Origin of the sequence: Vibrio quintilis (assembly GCF_024529975.1) — a bacterium.
In the GTDB taxonomy this organism is placed as follows: Bacteria; Pseudomonadota; Gammaproteobacteria; order Enterobacterales; family Vibrionaceae; genus Vibrio; species Vibrio quintilis.
In genome coordinates this window covers 1,082,296-1,097,128 of sequence record NZ_AP024897.1, presented here as the reverse complement: position 1 = coordinate 1,097,128, position 14,833 = coordinate 1,082,296, and the positions used below count along the sequence as shown (strand labels likewise).

13 protein-coding genes are annotated in these 14,833 nt (G+C 45.6%); 4 read left to right on the top strand and 9 right to left on the bottom strand.

The genetic code is table 11. The annotated features are described in order from the left end of the window. Nucleotides 1–163: 163 nt before the first annotated feature. The gene (locus OC443_RS05290; RefSeq protein ID WP_073582519.1) at nucleotides 164–1,924 is read right to left on the bottom strand and encodes an endo-1,4-beta-xylanase; all 1,761 of its coding nucleotides are present in this window, start codon (nucleotides 1,922–1,924) and stop codon (nucleotides 164–166) included. Nucleotides 1,925–2,732: 808 nt separating this feature from the next. Here OC443_RS05290 and OC443_RS05285 point away from each other — a divergent pair. The 4 genes from OC443_RS05285 to OC443_RS05270 all read left to right on the top strand — a co-directional run bounded on the left by OC443_RS05285 (nucleotide 2,733) and on the right by OC443_RS05270 (nucleotide 6,971). Then, entirely contained in the window at nucleotides 2,733–3,410 is a 678-nt protein-coding gene (locus OC443_RS05285; RefSeq protein ID WP_073582515.1) for a helix-turn-helix transcriptional regulator, read from the top strand. A gap of 221 nt (nucleotides 3,411–3,631) precedes the next feature. Continuing rightward, entirely contained in the window at nucleotides 3,632–4,891 is a 1,260-nt protein-coding gene (locus OC443_RS05280; protein ID WP_073582513.1) for an aromatic amino acid transport family protein, read from the top strand. Between the two features lie 62 nt (nucleotides 4,892–4,953). After that, on the top strand, nucleotides 4,954–6,315 hold the full coding sequence (locus OC443_RS05275) for an L-serine ammonia-lyase (protein ID WP_073582511.1): 1,362 nt from the start codon (nucleotides 4,954–4,956) through the stop codon (nucleotides 6,313–6,315). A 443-nt stretch (nucleotides 6,316–6,758) separates the two neighbouring features. Beyond that, nucleotides 6,759–6,971: a hypothetical protein gene (locus OC443_RS05270; protein ID WP_073582509.1), complete on the top strand. Its 213-nt coding sequence runs from the start codon at nucleotides 6,759–6,761 to the stop codon at nucleotides 6,969–6,971. Between the two features lie 133 nt (nucleotides 6,972–7,104). Here OC443_RS05270 and hycI read toward each other — a convergent pair whose 3' ends face one another. The 8 genes from hycI to OC443_RS05230 are packed head-to-tail and all read right to left on the bottom strand — an operon-like array spanning nucleotide 7,105 to nucleotide 14,830. After that, nucleotides 7,105–7,569, bottom strand: coding sequence for a hydrogenase maturation peptidase HycI (gene hycI / locus OC443_RS05265; RefSeq protein ID WP_073582734.1), 465 nt, complete (start codon nucleotides 7,567–7,569; stop codon nucleotides 7,105–7,107). Further along, a complete protein-coding gene (locus tag OC443_RS05260; protein WP_073582507.1) occupies nucleotides 7,569–8,000 on the bottom strand; it encodes a formate hydrogenlyase maturation HycH family protein in 432 nt (143 codons plus the stop codon). The genes hycI and OC443_RS05260 overlap by 1 nt, the downstream gene beginning before the upstream one ends. Then, nucleotides 7,987–8,796, bottom strand: coding sequence for an NADH-quinone oxidoreductase subunit B family protein (locus tag OC443_RS05255; RefSeq protein WP_073582505.1), 810 nt, complete (start codon nucleotides 8,794–8,796; stop codon nucleotides 7,987–7,989). The genes OC443_RS05260 and OC443_RS05255 overlap by 14 nt, the downstream gene beginning before the upstream one ends. Continuing rightward, a complete protein-coding gene (locus OC443_RS05250; RefSeq protein ID WP_073582503.1) occupies nucleotides 8,793–9,365 on the bottom strand; it encodes a formate hydrogenlyase complex iron-sulfur subunit in 573 nt (190 codons plus the stop codon). The genes OC443_RS05255 and OC443_RS05250 overlap by 4 nt, the downstream gene beginning before the upstream one ends. 12 nt (nucleotides 9,366–9,377) lie before the next feature. Beyond that, nucleotides 9,378–11,120: a hydrogenase large subunit gene (locus tag OC443_RS05245; RefSeq protein WP_073582501.1), complete on the bottom strand. Its 1,743-nt coding sequence runs from the start codon at nucleotides 11,118–11,120 to the stop codon at nucleotides 9,378–9,380. Between the two features lie 17 nt (nucleotides 11,121–11,137). After that, complete coding sequence (locus tag OC443_RS05240) at nucleotides 11,138–12,724, bottom strand: hydrogenase 4 subunit F (RefSeq protein WP_234976371.1); 1,587 nt, start codon at nucleotides 12,722–12,724, stop codon at nucleotides 11,138–11,140. Between the two features lie 4 nt (nucleotides 12,725–12,728). After that, a complete protein-coding gene (gene hyfE / locus OC443_RS05235; protein WP_073582499.1) occupies nucleotides 12,729–13,376 on the bottom strand; it encodes a hydrogenase 4 membrane subunit in 648 nt (215 codons plus the stop codon). An 11-nt stretch (nucleotides 13,377–13,387) separates the two neighbouring features. Beyond that, on the bottom strand, nucleotides 13,388–14,830 hold the full coding sequence (locus tag OC443_RS05230; protein WP_073582497.1) for a hydrogenase 4 subunit D: 1,443 nt from the start codon (nucleotides 14,828–14,830) through the stop codon (nucleotides 13,388–13,390). Between the last annotated feature and the right edge of the window lie 3 nt (nucleotides 14,831–14,833).

The window sequence follows — 14,833 nt, the reverse complement described above, 5'->3', positions numbered from 1 at the left end:
ATTTATCAAATTGGAATATGTCTTTAAAAACACGAAATTATTATTGATGCTTCTCATTGGAAGAAAAAATATAACTCAAAGGTATTAATTTCAGGATCAAAACAGCCGCCCAAAAAGGCGGCTGGTTATTCATACTGGTTTTGCTATTTCTGTTATGTCCAGACTATTTCCCTATATAGTCCATCAGCCATTTCATTGCGGGCCGCTCGGTGCCATCACTGTAAATCAGGCCTGTGCCGTCTCTCCATGTTTTACCATCCACATATCCCCACAAGGTGATACCGGCAACATTATCTGAGTTATAAAACAGCGGGAACTGTGCTTTCATCACATCTAACTGAGCCTGATCATCGGTTTTCGCAATATCATACTCAGAGATATAAATCGGCAGTCCCAGTGCTGCGACCTTATTCAGATTAGTTTGTAATTTCGATGTTGAAATACTTTCCAGACCATGCGCCTGTAAACCAATCGCATCAACCACACCGGCTTCTACTGCAGGTTTCGCCATAGCAATAAATTTATCGGTATGCCAGCTCAGCACATTGTAATCATTTAAGACCAGCGTCGCTTTCGGACAATATTTACGGGCCAGTTTAAATGACTTGATAATCCAGTCATCACCAAAGGCATTTTCAGCAAATTCTGCCGGTGCATGTCCCGGTGTTGCTTCATTCACCACATCGATAATGTCAACATCCGGATAGCGGGTACAGAAATCCTGAATCCATTCTTCAATTTCAGCCGCCTGCTCTTTCGCACTTAACGAAGTAATCCAGCTCGGATACTGACTTCCCCATACAAAGGTATGTTGTTTAAACGGAATATTATGCGCTTTGGCATACTCATAAACTGCGTCTACACCACTCCAGTTATAGACATCACGGGTTTTCTCAACTGAGCCCCATTTACCTTCATTCTCCGGCGTAATCTGATCCCAGTAATTGACAAAGTCAGATCTCACACTGCCACCTGTCGTAATGTTACCGACAAACTTTTTACTGTTACCGGAAGATGAGCCGCCGTTATCATCTGCATCGCCTGCACTTTCAACGGTAAAATCATCCGCATAATAACTGACGCTGTCACTCTCGGACTCAATAATGAAATGCTGGAATGTGGTCCCGGTTTGTGAATAGGATCCTTTCAGCTCAGTCCATTCATAATCAGAAACGGTCGCGGTCGCAATCCGGGTGTATTCATCAGTCGTTGATGTATCAGAATCGTCTGTTCGCTTCGCTGTCAGAATCAGGGTTGAATCAGACGCGCCGGGCGCGAGTTTCACCCACACTGATACATTATATTTTTTTCCGTTACTTAAACTTTCCGGTTTAAATGTGATCCCATTCCAGCCAGCTGTACGGTTGGTAATCAACACACTGGCAGCACCATTGTGGCTATCCTGCATGGTGCGCTCTACATCACCTGCAGTCGATGACCAATTGGTTAAACCATCTTCAACATCTCCGTTTTCAGCCAGTCCGGAAGAAGTACTGCCTCCGGAGGAATTACCGCCGGAATTATCCGAACCTGATGAACGGTTCACACAAAAGCCGATCTGTGATGTACTCTGCCCGGCTTGCAGGGTCTCATATTGCCCGCTGCCGGAAACATGAACCACAGTGTCGTCCTGACTCCACTCTGCATTCCACAGAGAGCTGACCGTGCCGTCCACATCCACGTCAACCTGCCAGTCAGTGACCGCGGCACTGTTATTATTTGTCACCGTTAAGCCTGCACAGTAACCACTATTCCAGTCATTAGAAATCGTCACCTGATGGCTGACGCCACTGGTGCCTGCCATTGCATTTCCCAGCGGCATACTCAGCACTGCAAATGCAGCCAGCATTGAACCGACGGTCTTATAATGTGTTCCTCCTGCCTGTTTCAGACCCGGCCACTGTTGTTGTATGTTTATCTTCATATTGTCTCCTTGTGAGTAAACGCTGATTTTTATATTTATCAGTCAAATCACTCTGTTTATCTTCGAGGGTAAAGATGTAAAACAGATATCATATTAATCACATCATCTGAGTGAAGATATTGCAGGAATGACAGAATTTAACCGTTTGGGAGGTGTATAAAAAAAAACCAATTTATTATTGATGGTTTGCCGCCATTTTTCTGCCGTTTTTTGCGATAACCCTGTGACGTTCCGGATAATCACGGTTTTTACCATCCATATATACCCAAGCAACCTGAAGATGCATGATTCATACGTGCAGCCGAAAACTGAAGATTCAATTATTTCGAATATTTATCATGGACAAATCCACCAAACAGCATTGATGATGTTCTCTGTCCTGGCATATTATCGTTCTGAATCAATCCCCTTTTCCTTTCATTTTCCGGATAAAAAAACAGATAAACATCTGTCAGTCTATCCGCAGGTCAAAAGACACTCTTGCGGATTATTCTTTCTCCTTTTACTGAATTTTTTATGCATTCACCCGCAAAAAGTTAACTTTTATTAACCCAAAATACTTCAGACTGACCGAGTCCGGGCCACAAAGCCTGAAATGGCTCACTAGTTACACAAAGTGAACTAAAAAAGGCAAATAAAATACCAAAATGATGCTTTGAGTCACATATAGTTCACTATTTACAACTTTAACATTGACCATAACTATCAAATATAGTTTTATACCTGCGAAGGAATTGAACATATAATTGATATAAGCAATGGCATGCAACCTGAAAAGTTACACAAAGTGAACCAAAGGAGTCTAAGGATGGTCGTATCAAAATATAAGTCATTTAATACCAGATTCACCGAACAGGATCGGGCCTGTCTGGCTTCGAACTTCAGGTTAGCGGAAACCATCGCAGAACTGATTGGGCCGCATTGTGAAGTGGTAGTTCATTCTTTCGAAAGTTTTGAACATTCAGTGGTAAAAATCGTCAATGGCCACCATACCGGACGGAAAGTTGGTTCTCCGATTACCGACATGGGGCTGAAGATGCTTAATCAGTTTGAAAAAACCGGCAACATGACGCCGAAAAGCTACTTCACCACAGCAAAAGACGGTTCGGTACTGAAATCAACAACTTGTGTCCTGACAGGTGAAAATGAGAAACCGGTCGGACTGTTTTGTATCAATGTCAATTTATCGTTTCCAATGGCAGAAATTCTGAAAACACTGGTTCCGGATATGACAAATATACAGACAGAAGCACATGAAACATTCAGTGCCTCTCCGAAAGAGGTGATTGAGAATGCACTGAATCATGCAATCGCAGAAGTGGAAAATGACAGCAGCGTGACCGCAAAGGGTAAAAACAAAGCGATTACCCGGGTTTTATTCAAAAACGGTATTTTTGAATTAAAAGAAGCGACCACACAGGTTGCCGGTCAGCTGGGAATCACCCGCCATGCGATTTACAAATATATTCGTGAGTTCAGATCTTAGTGATTAAAAAATAAAGATGATGGATGTATCACCAGGATGGAAAACGAACAATCAGGACATATCAGGGAAGTACTCATGAATGCCACCGGACATTTCCGGCACAACTGTATCCTTACTCAAGCCAGACCGGTGAAGGTAAGACAATAACAATATCGAAATAACGGATACAAATTATCCCCTTCGGGGAACATAACTCCTGACAAAAAACGAGCGAGCCTGATATGAACTCTACTATTTCATCCACGTTACCCTCACAAAGCAGAGCGGAAAACAGATTTACCTATAAAGACTTCACCTGGTGTTTGTCACTGTTTGGTACAGCTGTCGGTGCCGGGGTTTTATTCTTACCGATCAAAGCCGGATCGGGTGGTTTCTGGCCTTTAGTCATTCTGGCCCTGTTGGCTGCCCCGATGACCTGGTTTTCACATAAATCGCTGGCCCGGTTTGTTTTGTCAGCGAAAAACAAAAATGCAGATATCACAGATACCGTTGAAGAACACTTTGGTAAAACCGGTGCGAATCTCATCACTTTTGCTTACTTTTTCGCTATTTATCCTATTGTTCTGATTTATGGTGTCGGCATCACCAATACCGTTGATTCATTTCTGGTCAATCAGCTCGGGATGGCGTCCATACCCCGCTGGCTTCTGTCCGGTGGTTTGATTCTGACAATGACGGCCGGCGTTGTGTTTGGTAAACAACTGATGCTCAAAGCAACCTCTGCCATTGTTTACCCGCTGGTTTTCATCCTGCTGGCATTATCTTTCTACCTGATTCCTGAATGGAACACGTCAATGATCGATGTGGCACCGGACTGGAGCGCCATGCCTTCCGTGATCTGGCTGGCAATTCCAATTATCGTATTTTCTTTTAACCACAGCCCGGTGATCAGCCAGTTCACAAAAGAACAACGGATGGAACACGGTGACAACGCGGTACAGAAAACAGATTCAATCACCGGTGGCGCAGCCATGATGCTGATGGGTTTTGTGATGTTCTTCGTGTTCTCTGTCGTTCTGTCTCTTTCACCTGAACAGCTGGCACAGGCGAAAGCACAAAATATCTCTGTGCTGTCTTATCTGGCAAATGTGCAGGATTCCCCGATCATTTCCTACATGGGCCCAATCGTTGCTTTTGCTGCGATTACATCCAGCTACTTTGGTCATTTCTTAGGCGCACATGAAGGTTTGGTTGGCCTGGTGAAAAGTCGTTCAGATTTTCAGGTCAGTAAAATCGAAAAATTCTCTCTCATCTTTATTGTTCTGACCACCTGGATCGTCGCCATTATCAACCCAAGCATTCTGGGCATGATTGAAACCATGGGTGCACCAATGATCGCCGCGATTCTGTTCTTATTGCCAATCTATGCCATGTTCAAAGTACCGGCGATGGCGAAATTCAGAACATCATTACCTGTACAAATCTTTACAACAGTTTGTGGCCTGGCAGCAATTTCATCTGTTATTTATGGCGCACTGTAAACCGTTCGAATTAATAAGTATTAACCAGCCCCCGTTCCACGGGGCTGTCCGAGGAAATCTGAATGATTAGTGTATTTGATATCTATAAAATCGGAGTTGGCCCCTCCAGTTCACACACTGTTGGCCCGATGAAAGCAGGAAAAGAATTCATCGATGATCTGCGTGAAATGGGAAAACTTCGTCACATCACTAAAATTACTGTTGATATTTATGGATCATTATCACTGACAGGCAAAGGCCACCATACGGATATAGCGATTATCATGGGACTTGCCGGCAATACCCCGGAGAAAGTTGATATCGACAGTATTCCCGGCTTTATTTCCCGGGTTGAAGAAACCGAACGTTTACCTGTTGGCATGCATTGCCATACGGTGGCTTTTCCCAAAGAGACCGGGATTACCTTCCATACCACCAACCTTGATCTGCATGAAAACGGCATGAAGCTGCATGCCTGGGTGGATGATGAAAAAGTCTACTCAAAAACCTACTACTCGATTGGTGGCGGCTTTATTGTCGATGAAGAAAATTTCGGTAAAGAAACAGAATCGAGTGTTCAGGTGCCTTACCCGTTTAAAACCGCAGATGAGCTCCTTCACCAGTGTAAAGAAAGCGGCTACTCCATCAGTGCGCTGGTCATGGAAAATGAAAGAGCATTCCATTCTGATGAAGAAATCCATACTTATTATTCTCAGATCTGGAAAACGATGCGCGAATGTATGGAAAAGGGCATGAATACTGAAGGTATTTTGCCCGGACCAATGCGTGTACCGCGCCGGGCAGCAGCTCTTCGCCAGCAACTGCTAACAGCAGAAGCCACATCCAGCGATCCGATGTCTGTCATTGATTGGGTCAACATGTTTGCTTTTGCCGTCAATGAAGAAAATGCAGCTGGCGGACGGGTGGTCACCGCACCAACCAATGGCGCATGCGGCATCATCCCGGCAGTTCTGGCTTACTATGACAAGTTCATCCAGACAGTCACAGAAAAAGATTACATTCGTTACTTCGCCGCATCCGGCGCCATTGGCGGACTCTATAAACGCAACGCATCCATTTCCGGTGCAGAAGTTGGCTGTCAGGGCGAAGTCGGCGTGGCCTGCTCAATGGCAGCGGCAGGACTGACAGCCCTGATGGGCGGCAGCCCGGAGCAGGTTTGTATTGCGGCAGAAATCGCAATGGAACACAATCTGGGACTGACCTGTGACCCGATTGCCGGTCAGGTTCAAATTCCATGCATTGAACGCAATGGCATTGCAGCGGTGAAATCCATTAACTCAGCGCGGATGGCACTAAGACGCTCATCTGATCCAAGAGTCTCTCTGGATAAAGTCATCGAAACCATGTTTGAGACCGGTAAAGATATGAATAAAAAATACCGGGAGACATCTCAGGGCGGTCTGGCTATCAAAGTAATTTGCTGATTCAGTTTTCATCATCAAACAGCCATTCTCTGTGAGAATGGCTGAACCAGACTTTCGTCGTTTATCAACCAATCTTATAGATACCCAAACAACCTGAAGATGCAGGCTTCAGGTCGTGTCAGCGCGCCAGAAATTACAGTAGCATCCCCGAAATAGTTGCGATGCGGGCAGAAATAAACCGTCAGCCCCGCAGACATAATCACGGAAGCCACTGATATTACTGCCGAAACACACAAAAACAGAGCAGGATGATTTACATCAATAAATCATTAATTTGTCTGATTCATTTCATCAAATATATTTACTGATTTTGTGTATTTACTTCAGCGCCTTAAATGAAGAATATGAACCAGTGTTTTAATTTTTTAAATTTTCAAATGAAAGTGTAATTTATGAAACACGTATTCTTATATTCAATTCAGGGAAATTCGGGGGAGTGACCCATGTTGAAACGTTATTTATCATTCATTGCTTTTATGATTTGCGCGGCAGGAACCATCATTGATGACTCCCAGGCTGCAATCTATATGGCAAAAGGTGAATTATCTGACCATATGCTGACTTTACCTTTGGGTATCTTTTTTACGGTCATGGTGTTTGTGATTGTATTTTACCCGGTAAAAATTCAGGAAACACCGGTTCAGCATATCAACTAGCTTGTTCATGAAGATATAAAAAAGGAAGACTGATTGTCTTCCTTTTTTATGTTTCAGTGGTTAAAAAAACTCTGAGTTGCTATACCTTCGACGATAACACTCCGGCAGGGTTTAACACCACCAAATGCGTTGATTATTCAGCAGTACTCAAAAACTCACCTTCATCCTGCCATTCAGGCAAACGCTGATAGATGGTTTCTACTGCCGACTTCACCATATCCGTCATCGGAAATGCAAAGGCAACAGCCGCAGGCTGTATGCCCACAAAGGTCACTGTCGGAACAAAAGATTTCAGCTCATCGATCATAAAATTCAGCGGCAGACTATGGGTCGACACCATAAACATATCCGCGATTGTATCCGGGTCAATGATCCGGATTTCTCCGGCTTGCTCGCCAAAATCTGCTGCATCGACCACCAAAACCCGATCGGGTTTCGCCTTACGGATCAAATGCAGCGTATCTTCAGGCATTGTACCGCCTTCCATAACTTCCCAGCCTTCAACAGGGTTATGATGAAATAACTTTGCCAGATAAGGTCCGGCACCATCATCCCCCATCATTGAGTTTCCGACTGTTAAAAGGATCTGACGAGCCATCATCTTCCCCCCCGAACCATTAAATACATTGTTGGTTCATGATGGATGGCTGTCAGAATGTTCAGAAGCCCCCGGGTCAGTTCCCGGGATTTTTCTGACTGTTCTGCACTCTCAATCTGATCAAAAGCCAATGCCAGCATATCAATGTGTTCAGGATACACGGTAATTTCCCCGAACATCAGAAAGCCTTTCATCTTACGGTAAGCGTCACTGTCTTCCGGCAGCGCGCTGATCCATTCAAGATATTCCTGACCTGTACAATCCATTTCTGACTTCAGGCAGTCCACAATCCCTAAATGGTGCCCAATTGCCAGACTGTAGTACATCACCTGCTTCGCTTCCTGCGGCATTTCGCTTTCATCAACAAATTTACGGCTCAGACGATAAAAATTGACTTGTCCGTTCAGGTGTCTTGATTCAGCTACAGCCATGGCAACCTCCGTTATCTCCGGTAAGCTGTTTCATCACTTTGCGCATTAGTGTATTCACGATCTCAGTTAAACGGGGATCATCATGAGAATGAAGATAAGCCTGGATTTTCTCATCGACATTCATCGCATCACACTGTTCCAGAATATCCATCAGTTCACCGGAAATTCGTTTTCCCTGACGATAGCCTGCCAGCAGACGGGCTTCCTGCTCAATCATCACTCTGATATTTTGCGGAATACCGGTATGGCGTAGTGAAGCTGGTTCAGCATCCACCTGATGATCGGTCGCATGCATTTTTTGCTCTAACAGCCCTAAAGCAACTGCAAAGCCATAGAGCGTTGCTGCTGGTGTTGGCGGGCACCCCGGAATATACACATCAACCGGGACAATTTTATCCGTGCCGCTCCAGACACAATAAAGATCATGGAAAATACCACCATCGCAACCGCAGGCACCGTAAGACACCACGACTTTCGGATCCGGCGCGGCTTCATAAGCCCGCAAAGCCGGAGCTCTCATGGCCCGGGTCACCGCGCCGGTAAAGAGTAAAATATCAGCATGCCGCGGAGATGCGACAACTTTAATCCCAAAACGCTCGGTATCGTACACCGGTGTTGTTGCTGCAAAAATTTCAATCTCACAAGCATTACATCCACCACAATCGACCCGGTAAACATACGCCGAACGTTTAATGTCTTTCAGCAAAACCTGTTTCAGTTTCTCATGATCAGGAGAGACTTCTACAGGGACGGATTCCGTATGCTTTGTTCCAGCTAACTGCTTAATACCTTTCACACATCCTCCTCAACACGAACTTCATGATCCCCGGAAAAATGACGACCGGGAGTAAGATTCACCCCATCAAGCATGTTGGCTTTCCGGCGACATTCAGGGCAAGTCTCCAGCTGACGCCGGCGCATTTCCAATGCTTCTCCGGTCAAGCCGGAATTCTCCAGAGAATCGACGACATAATTCAGTAATTTTTTCGCCACAAATGGCTTTCCGCATAAAGAACAATCTGCCAGTGCAAATTCTGCGGATTCATATAAATCTGCTTTATTGGTTACAGCAAGCTCAAATTTCTCAGACAGCTCAATGGCATGTGTCGGACAGACTTCTTCACAACGTCCGCAGTAAATACAGCGGGCAAGAGACAGCTCCCAGCGGCGGATGCCTTTAACCGGGTCTGTTTCCATGATTAATGCATTCGCCGGGCACGCTCTGGTGCACGCGCCACACGAAATGCACTGGCTGGCATCCAGCTCAGGTTTTCCGCGAAAGTCCTTTTGCACCTCAAAAGGGGCAAACGGATACTTTTCTGTCGCGTCGCCGGTTTTTATGACGGTTTTAAATAATTTAAACATAGCGACCAACCTCTACATAGATTTCAGCGGTGAATTTTTACGGTTCACACTGTACTGTTCGATGGCTTTATATGGGACGGTCTGACTCCGTTTTTTCTTCGTATCAACAATCGTGACACGGTCCGTACATGAGTAACACGGATCAAGACTACCAATAATCAAAGGTGCATCCGCCACTGTGTTACCCCGCAACATATAACGCAACACAGGCCAGTTCGCATAAGTTGCAGCCCGACAACGCCAGCGGAATAGTTTTTGATTATCACCGGTCATACTCCAGTGGATATTTTCACCCCGTGGCGCTTCAGTGAACCCTAGCGCGAACTTGTTCGGCACATACTCGAAGTCTTCCGTTAAAATTGCCCCTTCCGGCAGATGATCCAATCCAAACTCGACAATATTCAGTGAATCAAACACTTCCCTGATTCTGACCAGCACACGCGCCTGAACATCACCGGAATCAATATGTTGCAGCTCAATGGGCACATCCGCATAAGATTCCAGTGACTGGCCATGAACAATCCGTACATCCCGTTCAAAACCGGCACCACGAATTAAAGGACCAACCGGGCTGAAATCCCGTGCGATATCTTTGGCAAGAATACCAACACCGGAGATCCGGCTGTCGATGTTTGGTGTCGCCAGCAACATATCGACCAGCTCGGAAAAGGACTTGCGGACTTCTCTGACAACAGCCAGACCTTTCACCCGTTGTTCTTTCAGGAAATCACGGCGAATCCCGCCAATCAGGTTCATCCCATACGTTTTACGCGCTCCGGTCAGCAACTCTGCCAGCTCCATAGTTTTTTCCCGAATCCGGAAGAATTGCATAAACCCGGAATCAAACCCGACAAAGTGACTTGATAAACCGATATTCAGCAAATGGCTGTGTAGTCGTTCGACTTCCAGCAACACAGTACGAATCATTTTCGCCCGGACTGGCACTTCAACGCCCAGTGAATTTTCTACCGTGTTAATATACCCGACACTGTGAGTAAATCCGCAAATCCCGCATACCCGGTCAGCCAGAAAACCAACTTCATTGTATCCCATCCGGGTCTCAGCCAGTTTTTCCATACCGCGGTGCACGTAAAACATCCGGTAATCCGCATCGACGATATCTTCGCCATCGACAAATAAACGGAAGTGTCCGGGCTCATCACTGGTGATATGCAGCGGACCAACAGGAACGATACGATTGGAGTCATCCCCCAGTTCATTCACAAACGGGTAAGTTTCTGTGCTTGTTGTGGGTTCCGGACGCTGACGATAATCCATGGCGTCTTTACGCAACGGGTGTAAGTCTTCAGGCCAGTCATCAGGCAAAACCAGACGCCGCTCATCCGGCAATCCAACGGGATGCAGGCCGAACATATCGCGAATTTCACGTTCACCCCAAACAGCAGCCGGGATATGCGGTGTGATAGAAATAAATTCCTGGCTCTGCGCATCCACCAGAACTTTAACAGTCACCCAGCTTTTCACTTCACCTTCCATTGACAGCGCATGATAGACACCAAAACATCCGTTCAGGCTTCTTTCATCGTTACCAAATGAAACGGTCAGCCACCCACCCTGATCGTAGTAAAGCCATTTCATCACTTCAATCAAAGCCGTCATCTTCACGGTGATTGTTACCTGATTGTCTGTTTGCCACGCCTCGTCCAGGATTGCAGATGGGAACAGATGACGCACGCCTTCGACATACTGCTTACCAATTTGACGTTGCGATTGATTTGTTTGTACAGTTTCCATTCAACATTCTCTCTAACTTAGTGACTTTGAGGTGTAAGCATGACTGATTGATTACCTGTATCGATAACATCCTGCCAAGGCAAATTAAGTGAGGGCAATATGGACTCTTGTGGCTGGTTAATCACCACCTGAACCGCCTGATCAATCCCATGTAATACGATTCCCGGAATATGTGTTCCCATCAGTACCATCAGTACCAACAGGGCAACCAAAGGGGCCACAGTCAGATAATTAACTTCACCGGATTCAACACCATCGGGGGCTTTACCCAGAACACATCCTGCAACTAAACGGGCAAACCCCGCCAATGCCAGCGTTAAGACCAGCAACAGCAACACTGTCAGATAAGGATGCTGGCTATAAATGCCTGAGCAGATAATTAAAAACTCACTGATAAAAAGATTAAATGGCGGCACTCCGGCCAACGCTAGTGCACCAGCACCAAATAAAATCCCTGTCCAGGGCGTAACCCGAACCACACCTTTGACGATATTCATATCTCTTGTGCCGTACTTCAGCATGATATTCCCTGCTCCGCAGAACATCAGAGTTTTACCAATACTATGATTGACGACATGTAGCATAGCCGCAAATATGCCCAAAGGCCCCAGCCCCACAGCAAAAGTTATCAGCCCCATATGTTCAACACTTGAGTACGCTAATAATCGTTTCACATCTTTTTGGATCAATATCATCAGTACCGCTACCGAAACAGAGGCAAATCCGAATCCAATCAGGATCAACTGCGTAAACCCAGTGCCTAAAACATCAGTGCTGATGATGAAGTGGCGGATAATCACCAGTAAAGCACAGTTCAGCAGACCGGCTGACAACAAGCCAGAAACCGGACTCGGTGCTTCGGAGTGAGCATCCGGCAACCAGGAGTGCATCGGAAAAAGTCCGGTTTTGGTTCCGAATCCAACCACAATGAAAATAAAGCTGATTTGAATCAGCCGGGGATCTAATAAATGAGCATGATCTCTGATTTGTGTCCACAGTAACGCTTGCTCGGGATTATCAAAAACAGCAACGGCATTACCGTAAGTAATGACAGTCCCGAATAAGCCAAACGCCACGACGACGCTGCATTGCATGATATATTTCCATGCAGCTTCCAGAGACGTTCTTTGATCATAAATGCCAACCAGAAAGACCGAACTAACCGTCGTCGCTTCAATAGCAACCCACATCATAATGATATTATTTGCGGTCAAAGCGACTAACATACATCCGAGAAACAAACTGAACAGCCCATAATAGACGGAAACCTGGCGTCCACTGAGCTCACCATGCTTATATTCATGACCTATATACCCAAGAGAGTGGATGCCGGTCATCAAAGCAACCAACCCCAGAACCCCGAGAAACAACGCAGAAAGTCCGTCAAGCAGCAGCCATTCTCCGGCTGAGTGCATGGCACCCTGCTCAAAGACCTGAAGTGCCAGCATCCATGAAATAATCCAGGTTGCCACCACACTGATTACATGAGCAAAAGAGGCAATTCGATGTGATGCTGATTGAATACAGGCACAAACCAGCCCAACAGTTGCTGCCGCAAAAGGAATCCCGAACAGATACGGGAGATAAGTATTTAATGACATCATGATGCTACCCCTTCAATACAGTCAGTTGATTGCCGTCTAAGGTATGTAGCTTACGGAAAATCAATCGTGCCAGAACAACCATAAAGATCACCGCAAAAATCGCATCAATAGTAATACCAATTTCCAGCAGGTGAGGTGCCCGGTGAGCCACCAGTGCCAACATCAGTGATGAACCGTTTTCCATCAGGCAATACCCAAAAATCTGTTTCAGAATATTGCGCTGAGAAATAATACACAGTAATCCTATAAAGAAATGAGCCAGAGAAACAGCCAGGACCGGTTTCAGCTCTGCGACCATTGGTAAGTGAACCGGCTCAATGATATACATACAGATAACGCTGATGGCAGCAACGATAATGCCGATCCAGACCGGATGAATTAAAACCCGTTCAGCCCTTTCGTCACGCATTTTCCCCAGTTGCACATACAAAATCATAGGTAAAAGAACAACTTTGGTCACGAAAGCTGTGATTGACCAGTCATACAATGCATGTGCATCATATTCATGTGCGATAGTCCAGAAGAGCAGCACCAGCACAAGAGACTGAAGAGAATATAAACAGGCGGTAGTGGTTGTCTTGCGGGCGATGACCACCAGAAACGATGTCACCAGCAACAGACCCGCCAGATTGTTAATTATTAAATTATCCATTTATTTCACTCCTAACTCAGCCATGCCGACGCGATCACGCTTGAGAAAACGGACATTGCTATCAACACGATCAATGTGACTTTCATGTAGACCGGGAGCGGAGACATCTCTTCAACTACCTCAGATGGTTCGCCAACAACAGTTTTTCCAAACCAGTACAGTAACCAGCCAAAAGTAGCAACAGACTCCGCAAGCGCCAGAATCAGTACCGGTGTTAACCAATAGTATTGAGAGGACAGATGGAACCCGGCTTCAATCAAAGGAAACTTACTGAAGAAGCCATTAAAAGGCGGTACACCGGCAATCGCCATAGCTGCAACACAAAAACCGATGCCAAGAAGTGGCGAGCGACGAATCAATCCGGAAATCTGAGGTAACATCCGCGTTCCGCAGGCATAACTCAATGAACCGGCAACCAGAAAGAACAGGCTTTTGGCAAAAGCATGGTTAAAGATATATGTAATGCCGCTTTCCAGGGCCAGAGATGATCCAAGCGCAGCCATCGACAAGGCTAAAAAGATATAAGCCAGTTGTGTAATTGTGGAATAGGCCAACAAGCGCTTCATATCTTTTTGAGGCAGATACATCATAAAACCGTAGATCATCGTTACCATCGCACTGATGATCCCGACTATCCCTACAATCTCAGGAATATTACCGCCAGATGAAATAATTCCGCGGGCAAAAATATAAACACCGACTTTCACCATAGATGCTGCGTGTAAATACGCACTCACAGGTGTTGGTGCGTTCATCGCATCCGGCAGCCACATATGCATTGGCAACTGGGCTGATTTACCCCATGCAGCAAACATAATGCCAAACATCACCAACATTTTGGTTGTTGGATCAAGCCCGGCAATCGCGGTCAGCTCAAACGTTCCCGTATGCACAAACAGTAATGCTGCTGCCAAAAACAAGCCCAGCGAAGCAATATGAGTCACAATCAGTGCTTTCAGAGCAGAGCGGAAAGCGAGCGGTGTCTGATAATAACCAATCAGTGACCATGAACATGCACCGGTAATTTCAAAGAACAGCAACTGACCCAGAATTGTCGAAGACAACACCAGCCCTGCCATTGCACCGATAAATATCAGCAGGAAAATATAATAGCGCGGATCACCTTCATGAGGATGTTCCTTGTTTCCGCGACTCATGTAACCTAATGAATACACTGTCACGATTAATCCCAGCCCGACAACAACAGCCGAAATTAACGTACTGACCTTATCAACCACCAATCCAAAAATTAAAATATGATCAATTTGCATCAATGGAATCGCTTGAGTATCTGCACCTGATACAAAAAAACGCGAAGCCAAAAACCAGGTTCCTAATGTCGCCAGTGCTGCAAATATCTGACAAATCCATTTCGCGGATGTTTTCGGCGAAAACAGAATCACAAGCGCGCCAATAAAAGGAACAATAATCGTAAATAAACCTATCATCTCCATCGT

Coding starts and splice junctions, on each gene's coding strand:
- OC443_RS05290 (WP_073582519.1), bottom strand. CDS start 1,924: ATGAAGATAAACATACAACAACAGTGGCCGGGTCTGAAACAGGCAGGA.
- OC443_RS05250 (WP_073582503.1), bottom strand. CDS start 9,365: ATGTTTAAATTATTTAAAACCGTCATAAAAACCGGCGACGCGACAGAA.
- OC443_RS05275 (WP_073582511.1), top strand. CDS start 4,954: ATGATTAGTGTATTTGATATCTATAAAATCGGAGTTGGCCCCTCCAGT.
- OC443_RS05260 (WP_073582507.1), bottom strand. CDS start 8,000: ATGGCTGTAGCTGAATCAAGACACCTGAACGGACAAGTCAATTTTTAT.
- hyfE (WP_073582499.1), bottom strand. CDS start 13,376: ATGGATAATTTAATAATTAACAATCTGGCGGGTCTGTTGCTGGTGACA.
- OC443_RS05240 (WP_234976371.1), bottom strand. CDS start 12,724: ATGATGTCATTAAATACTTATCTCCCGTATCTGTTCGGGATTCCTTTT.
- OC443_RS05230 (WP_073582497.1), bottom strand. CDS start 14,830: ATGGAGATGATAGGTTTATTTACGATTATTGTTCCTTTTATTGGCGCG.
- hycI (WP_073582734.1), bottom strand. CDS start 7,569: ATGGCTCGTCAGATCCTTTTAACAGTCGGAAACTCAATGATGGGGGAT.
- OC443_RS05285 (WP_073582515.1), top strand. CDS start 2,733: ATGGTCGTATCAAAATATAAGTCATTTAATACCAGATTCACCGAACAG.
- OC443_RS05280 (WP_073582513.1), top strand. CDS start 3,632: ATGAACTCTACTATTTCATCCACGTTACCCTCACAAAGCAGAGCGGAA.
- OC443_RS05270 (WP_073582509.1), top strand. CDS start 6,759: ATGTTGAAACGTTATTTATCATTCATTGCTTTTATGATTTGCGCGGCA.
- OC443_RS05245 (WP_073582501.1), bottom strand. CDS start 11,120: ATGGAAACTGTACAAACAAATCAATCGCAACGTCAAATTGGTAAGCAG.